The sequence below is a fragment of the Microbacterium sp. H6 genome (assembly GCF_003314775.1).
Lineage (GTDB): Bacteria > Actinomycetota > Actinomycetes > Actinomycetales > Microbacteriaceae > Microbacterium > Microbacterium oxydans.
On the sequence record NZ_QOAY01000257.1, the window covers coordinates 19,968 to 26,232 of the forward strand.

Annotated in this window: 7 protein-coding genes and 1 pseudogene; 5 read left to right on the forward strand and 3 right to left on the reverse strand. The window is 68.9% G+C overall.

All coding sequences use genetic code 11. From position 1 onward, the window contains the following. Positions 1-2,537: AAA family ATPase (locus DSP71_RS16500; RefSeq protein ID WP_113681622.1), on the forward strand; the 2,537-nt coding region annotated here is incomplete at its 5' end. Further along, complete coding sequence (locus DSP71_RS16505; protein ID WP_046749798.1) at positions 2,530-2,736, forward strand: hypothetical protein; 207 nt, start codon at positions 2,530-2,532, stop codon at positions 2,734-2,736. The genes DSP71_RS16500 and DSP71_RS16505, both read left to right, overlap by 8 nt. Before the next feature lie 85 nt (positions 2,737-2,821). Here the strand turns inward: DSP71_RS16505 and mscL are convergent, their stop codons facing one another. From mscL to DSP71_RS16520, 3 genes are read right to left on the reverse strand one after another with little or no spacing between them, the layout of a single operon-like run. After that, complete coding sequence (gene mscL / locus DSP71_RS16510; RefSeq protein ID WP_113681623.1) at positions 2,822-3,244, reverse strand: large conductance mechanosensitive channel protein MscL; 423 nt, start codon at positions 3,242-3,244, stop codon at positions 2,822-2,824. A 24-nt stretch (positions 3,245-3,268) separates the two neighbouring features. Beyond that, complete coding sequence (locus tag DSP71_RS16515; protein ID WP_046749796.1) at positions 3,269-3,541, reverse strand: FmdB family zinc ribbon protein; 273 nt, start codon at positions 3,539-3,541, stop codon at positions 3,269-3,271. Between the two features lie 14 nt (positions 3,542-3,555). Continuing rightward, positions 3,556-4,152: a 5-formyltetrahydrofolate cyclo-ligase gene (locus DSP71_RS16520; protein WP_046749795.1), complete on the reverse strand. Its 597-nt coding sequence runs from the start codon at positions 4,150-4,152 to the stop codon at positions 3,556-3,558. Positions 4,153-4,193: 41 nt separating this feature from the next. On the opposite strand from DSP71_RS16520, the gene galU reads away from it, so the two are divergent. From galU to DSP71_RS16535, 3 genes and pseudogenes are all read left to right on the forward strand, one after another. Further along, a complete protein-coding gene (gene galU / locus DSP71_RS16525) occupies positions 4,194-5,081 on the forward strand; it encodes a UTP--glucose-1-phosphate uridylyltransferase GalU (protein WP_046749794.1) in 888 nt (295 codons plus the stop codon). Positions 5,082-5,124: 43 nt separating this feature from the next. After that, positions 5,125-5,736: a GNAT family N-acetyltransferase gene (locus DSP71_RS16530; protein ID WP_058631271.1), complete on the forward strand. Its 612-nt coding sequence runs from the start codon at positions 5,125-5,127 to the stop codon at positions 5,734-5,736. A 93-nt stretch (positions 5,737-5,829) separates the two neighbouring features. Continuing rightward, positions 5,830-6,265, forward strand: a pseudogene (locus tag DSP71_RS16535) (hypothetical protein); the annotation flags it as partial.

Genomic DNA, 6,265 nt, shown 5'->3' on the forward strand with positions numbered 1-6,265 from the left:
CCGTCCTGCGCGACTACCGTCAGGCGCTCAGCGCGCCGATCGCCGGGTTGGGCGCCTCGGTCCTCGACGCCACCCGCCAGCTGACGCGCTTGGCGTCGCTCCCTGTTCCACCGTCGACCACCGCGCGTCTCGGACCCGATGCGCTTCGTCGCCTCGCCGCCGACCGCAGCGAGGCTGCCGAGGCCCTCGCACAGGCCGCCCGTCTCGGCGAATTCCGCTTCGGCCCGAACGACTCGCCCTGGTACGGGGTCACCTTCTCCAGCACCGAAGCCGCACGAGCGGCGCACGAGCTCGCCGGGCGACTGCACTCGCAGAGCGTGCCCACCCTGCTCGAGCGCGGCTACGAGCTGATCGCGCAGACGCACATGCGTCCGTTCGCGACCATCGACGAGCTCGGCGAGTACCTGCGGCTGCTGCAGGGGATCCGCGATTCGCTCGACCGATTCAGCCCCACGGTCTTCGAACGTCCTCTGGGTGAGCTCATCCAGGCGCACGGTTCGCGCCGCGACGCTCCCGGCCTGTCCGGGGCGAACAGGCGGAGGCTCCGTCGGCTCGCCAAGGAGTATGTCCGCCCGGGAGTGCATGTCACCGAGATGCATGAGGCTCTCCTGCGGATCCAGGCGCAGCGCACCCAATGGCAGCGCTTCGTCGACGCCGGCGTCGCGCCGGAGATCCCGCTCGGTCTCGCCGACGTCCACGCGGCCTGGCAGCGTGTGGAAGCCGAGCTCGCCGAACTCGACACCGCCCTCGGACGCCGTGAGCCGTTGGCATCGCTGCCCGTGGCCCGGCTCGTTCGCACCCTCGCCGGCCTCGCTGCCAAATCCGACGTCTTCGAGAACCTGGTCGAGCGCGCCCAGCTGCGTGACCGACTCGCCCTCCTCGGGTTGGAGCCGCTTCTCACCGAGCTCTCCGTCCGCCACGTCTCGGAGTCCCAGGTGGGGGAGGAGCTCGAGTTCGCCTGGTGGCAGTCCCTCCTCGAGCGCGCCCTGCAGGACAACCGCGCCCTCCTCGGAGCGAACACCGCGGTCGTCGATCGGCTCGAGCGCGATTTCCGCCTGGTCGATGAGGCGCATGCCGCCATGGCCGGACCGCTGCTCGCATGGCAGCTGGCCAATCAGTGGCGCATCGCGATCGTCGACGAGCCCCAGCAGTCGCAGCACCTGCGTCAGGCGCTGACGCAATCCGCGACGACCACCGCGCAGGTGGTCAGCGCTGCGCCCACCCTCGTCGACGTGCTCGCGCCGGCCTGGATCTCCTCGCCGTACCTGGTGCCCGAGATCCCCGACTCGGTCGAGTTCGACACCGTGATCCTCGTCGATGCCGCAGCGATCAACCTCGCAGAAGCGGCCCCGGCGATCCGTCGTGCGCGCCAGATCGTCGCGTTCGGCGATCCGGTCACGCAGCGCCCCACCCCGTTCCGCATCGCGGTCGATCCGGAGGAGTCGTGGGAGCCCGAGGTGCCCTTCGACGACGTCTCGGCCTTCGAGCGCCTGTCCGAGCTCCTGCCCGTGATGACCCTCACCCGCAGCTACCGGGCGGGTGGCGAGGACCTCGCGGAGCTCATCAACGATGCCTTCTACGGGGGCGAGATCGTCTCCCTTCCCTGGGCGGGCTCGTACCTCGGTCGTGGCAGCCTGACGGTCGACTACGTCGAGGGCGGTACGGGAACGCCCGATCCGATCTCGGGTGCGGTCGAGAGCCCGGATGCCGAGGTCGCCAGGGTCGTGACCCTCGTGGTCGAGCACGCGGTGCACCGCCCGTCGGAATCCCTCATGGTGGTCACCGCGAGCGCCCGCCACGCCGAGCGCGTGCGCGCCGCCATCACTTCGGCGTTCGCCGGGCGATCCGATGTCGCCGACTTCGTCGGCCGAGACACGGTCGAACCGTTCGCGGTGCTGACGCTCGAGGAGTCGGTCGCCGAGAGCCGCGATCGTGTGATCTTCTCGCTCGGCTTCGGTCTCACCAAGCACGGTCGCGTCCTGAGCGACTTCGGCGACCTCTCCACACCGGACGGCGAGCGACTGCTCACGGTCGGGATGACGAGAGCGCGCCGTTCGATGGTCCTCGTCTCGTCGATCCGTCCCTCCTCGTTCGACGATGGGCGCCTGGAGCACGGGGCGGCGACCTTGATGTCGATCCTCGGCGGCCTGGCCGCCCGGAGCCGGGATGCGCGGCTGGAGGATCTCGCCGACCCGCTGACCCTGGCGCTTGCCCGCGAACTGCGGCGCCTCGGCGCCTCGGTGGACGTCGACTACCGCGGACTGCTCCCGCTGGTCGCGCAGCACGGCGGCAAGGCCGTCGTGATCGAGTCGGATCCCGAGACGCGAGGCGAGTCCCTGCGCGAGACCCTGCGTCTGCGCCCGCACGTGCTGCGTCGCCTGGGCTGGCACTACGTGCGCGTGCACGCGTTCGACCTCTACAGCGACCCCGTGACCGTGGCGACCCGGATCGCCGCGGTGCTCGGCATCTCGGATTCCGCCCCGCGCGCGGAGAACGATACGCAGCCGATCGACACGCTCGACACCCAGAATGACTGAGCACCCGGGGCCCGCGGACCCGCGCCAGCACGTGGAACGCATCGCCGGATCTCGTCGTGCGCGTCTCACTCCGGTGCCGGGGAGCGACCCGGAACCGGAATCGGGGCCAGCGGAGACGCCGCCGGCGCGGAACCGGCCGAAGGGTGCCAAGGGGCCGAACGACGACCAGCTGCTCCAGGACGTCCCGCCGCACTACTGACTGTGCGGCTCCTACCTCAGCCGGGAACGGAGAGACGCACGGTCCCTCCGAAGAGGGACCGTGCGTCTCGAGTGGTTCCAGCCGGTCAGGCTCCGCGCTGTGCCTTGAGCAGATCGCGGATCTCGACGAGCAGCTCGGACTCCGTCGCCGCGGCCGGCTCCTCCTCCGGCTCCTCCGCGGGCGTGCCCTTGCGGGCCTCGACATGAGCTTTGAACGTGTTCATCGGAAGCACGAACACGAAGTACACGACGACGGCGACGGCGAGGAAGCTGATGATCGCCGAGATCAGGTCGCCGATCGGGAAGGTCACCGTCTCGCCGTAGATGTTCGGAACCTGGATCCCGAACTTTCCGGCGGCGTCCGCCTTGAGGAAGAGCGCGATGAGCGGGTTGATGATGCTGTTGACGACGGCCGTGACGATCGCGGTGAACGCCGTGCCGATGACGACCGCGACGGCCAGATCGATGACGTTGCCCCGGAGCAGGAAGTCCTTGAAACCTTTGAGCATGGGATCCCCCAACAGATCGATACCTCAGGAAGAGGCCGGAGTCGACGCAGCCGCCGGTTTGGCGCTCGTCGTCGATTCCGTCTTCGATGATGCCGAACCATCCTTCGATCCACCGGATTTGGCGCGCGAGTCCGTGCGATAGAAACCGGAGCCGTTGAAGGTCACACCGATCGAGCCGTACTGCTTGCGCAGCGCGCCACCGCACTCGGGGCACACGGTGAGAGCGTCGTCGGCGAAGCTCTGCACGGCGTCGAAGGTGTGACCGCACGCGGTGCAGGCATAGGCGTAGGTGGGCATGGGGGTCCTTGGGATCAGCGTCGCCGAGGCGACAGGGTGAGGGTCTGCGACGGGGTAACGACGCCGTTCACCGGCTGGTCGTGGACCTCTCGCGGAAGTTCGTCGAGTACCTCGGAATCATAGATGACCGCGTAGACGGGAGGGCACTTCTCCATCGAGCCGATCGTCTTGTCGAAGTACCCGCGCCCCCAGCCCATGCGCATGCCGGAACGGTCGACCGCCGCGGCAGGGACGATCATCAGGTCGACGTCGTTCACGGCGATAGGGCCCAGCACCTCGCCCGTGGGCTCCGGCAGGCCGAAGAGGCCCTCGGCGACCTCGTCATCGTCCGTGGCGACAGCCCAGTCCAGCAGTCCGTCGGCGCGGGTGACGGGGAGGAGCACGCGGATGCCGCGGCGCACGGCCCTGGTCACGAAGTCACGGGTGCCCGGCTCCGTCGTGGTGGAGAGGAAGCAGGAGATGGATCGGGCGCCCAGTTCGTCGACGAGGGCATCGAGGCGTTCGCCGATGGCCGTGGCCGCCGTCTCGCGTTGTGTGTCGGAGAGGAGCTGGCGTCGTTCGCGGAGCTCGGCGCGGAGTGCGCGCTTGGCGTGTTCGACGTCGTTCGACATGGCTCCGAGTCTACGTCGACGCTCACCACTAGGCTGAGAGGATGGGCAACCACAAGATCAAAGCAGTCATCCCCGCCGCCGGACTGGGGACACGATTCCTGCCCGCCACGAAGGCGATGCCGAAGGAGATGCTCCCGGTCGTCGACAAGCCGGCCATCCAGTACGTCGTCGAAGAGGCGGCTGACGCCGGGATCGACGACATCCTCGTCATCATCGGGCGCAACAAGAACGCGATCTCCAACCACTTCGACTCGGTCCCCGAGCTCGAGGTGAAGCTCATGGAGAAGGGCGACACCGGTCGCCTCGAGCGCGTGATGAAGTCGAGCGACCTCGCCGACATCCACTTCGTCCGTCAGGGGGAGCCGAAGGGTCTGGGACATGCAGTGCTGCGTGCGCGCACCCATGTCGGCGACAGTTCTTTCGCCGTGCTGCTCGGTGACGACCTGATCGACGAGCGCGATCCGCTGCTCACCGAGATGATCGCCGAGCACGAGCGCACCGGCGCCGCGGTGATCGCGCTGATGGAGGTCGATCCCGCGAACATCCACATGTACGGCGCCGCTGCGGTCGAACCCCTCGAAGGGTCGGATGCGGTTCGGGTCACCGGTCTCGTCGAGAAGCCGGCACAGGAGGACGCCCCCTCGAACCTCGCGGTCATCGGACGCTACGTCCTCCCGGCCTCGGTCTTCGAGATCCTCGAGCACACCGAGCCGGGCAAGGGGGGCGAGATCCAGCTCACGGACGCACTGCAGGTGATGGCGGCCGACCCTGACGGCCCCGGCGTCGTCGGCGTCGTCTTCGGTGGTCGCCGCTACGACACGGGCGACCGCGTCGACTACATCAAGGCGATCGTCCAGCTCGCGGCAGACCGCGACGACCTCGGTTCGGAGCTGCGCCCCTGGCTCAAGGAGTTCGCGGAACGCCTCTAGGCGGCTTCGCGGGCGTCGGTGCGGCATGGATCTGGCGACGGGGATGCGACACGGCCCGATAGAGCTGCGGCTCGTCCGAACGAAGGATGCGCGGCCTCTGCAGCATGAGCTGCTCGCCAACAGGTCATGGCTTCAGCCGTGGGAGGCGACCGTCCCGTACGGATCGGTGTCCTTCGACATGAGGCTCAGCATCCGACGCCTGCTCCAGCAGTACCGTGACGGCTCCGGCTACCCCTTCGTCATGGAGTACGACGGCGAGATCGCGGGGCAGCTCAACGTATGGGGAGTCTCTCGGGGCTCGCTGTGCTCTGCCACGATCGGGTACTGGGTGAGCGAGCGGTTCGCGGGTCGCGGGATCACCCCGACAGCGGTCGCGATGGCCACCGATGCGTGCTTCACCGAGTACGGCCTGCACCGCATGGAGATCTGCATCCGTCCGGAGAACGCCGCGAGCCTGCGCATCGTCCAGAAGCTCGGGTTCCGGTACGAGGGATTGCGGCGGCGCTACATCCACATCGACGGGGACTGGCGCGACCACTACGCATTCGCTCTGACCACGGAAGACGTGCCGCAGGGTGTGCTGGCGCGGTGGCTCAGCGGCCAGGTGCCTCCCGACGCCGCGACGGTGCCGCCGGCCGACCGCATATCGTCCTGAAACACCCGTCCGGACAGCGGATCCGGACGAACACGCCGCGACACGCGCCCGTCTGCACGGCGCTGTCCGCTCCCAGCCCTTAGCGTTGTCGGTATGGACGGGCCGGTGCTGAGCGGAGGAGTGATCGTGCTCGTCGCCGTGCTCTTGTGGATGCTCTATCTGCTGCCGTCGTGGCGAGGCCGGTTCCAGTACAACGCCGCCGAACGCAACGCCGTGCGACTGAACCAGGCGCTGCGCGTGCTCGCCGAGACGAGCGAGACGCCGGGGGAGGTCCGCGTCGAGCTGAACGCCCGCACTGCGCTCGCTCAGCAGAAGCTGGCGAAGAGGGTGCAGTCGGAGCGGGAGGCCGCCGCGCTCGAGGCTCTGCGGCAGGAACTCGCGGCGACCAGGGCCGACCCCGTGATCCGTCGGGCGCGCGCTCGCAGACGTGTGCGTATCCTCGCGACCAGCAGCCTGCTGGCCGGGCTCATCGTCGCCGGGCTGGGCGTGTGGCAGCTGCTGGCTGCCGGCGGATCTGCGCTGATCTGGG

Bases quoted from the DNA above. Each gene is read 5' to 3' on its own strand.
- DSP71_RS16505 (WP_046749798.1), top strand. From the start codon at position 2,530: ATGACTGAGCACCCGGGGCCCGCGGACCCGCGCCAGCACGTGGAACGC.
- mscL (WP_113681623.1), bottom strand. From the start codon at position 3,244: ATGCTCAAAGGTTTCAAGGACTTCCTGCTCCGGGGCAACGTCATCGAT.
- DSP71_RS16515 (WP_046749796.1), bottom strand. From the start codon at position 3,541: ATGCCCACCTACGCCTATGCCTGCACCGCGTGCGGTCACACCTTCGAC.
- DSP71_RS16520 (WP_046749795.1), bottom strand. From the start codon at position 4,152: ATGTCGAACGACGTCGAACACGCCAAGCGCGCACTCCGCGCCGAGCTC.
- galU (WP_046749794.1), top strand. From the start codon at position 4,194: ATGGGCAACCACAAGATCAAAGCAGTCATCCCCGCCGCCGGACTGGGG.
- DSP71_RS16530 (WP_058631271.1), top strand. From the start codon at position 5,125: ATGCGACACGGCCCGATAGAGCTGCGGCTCGTCCGAACGAAGGATGCG.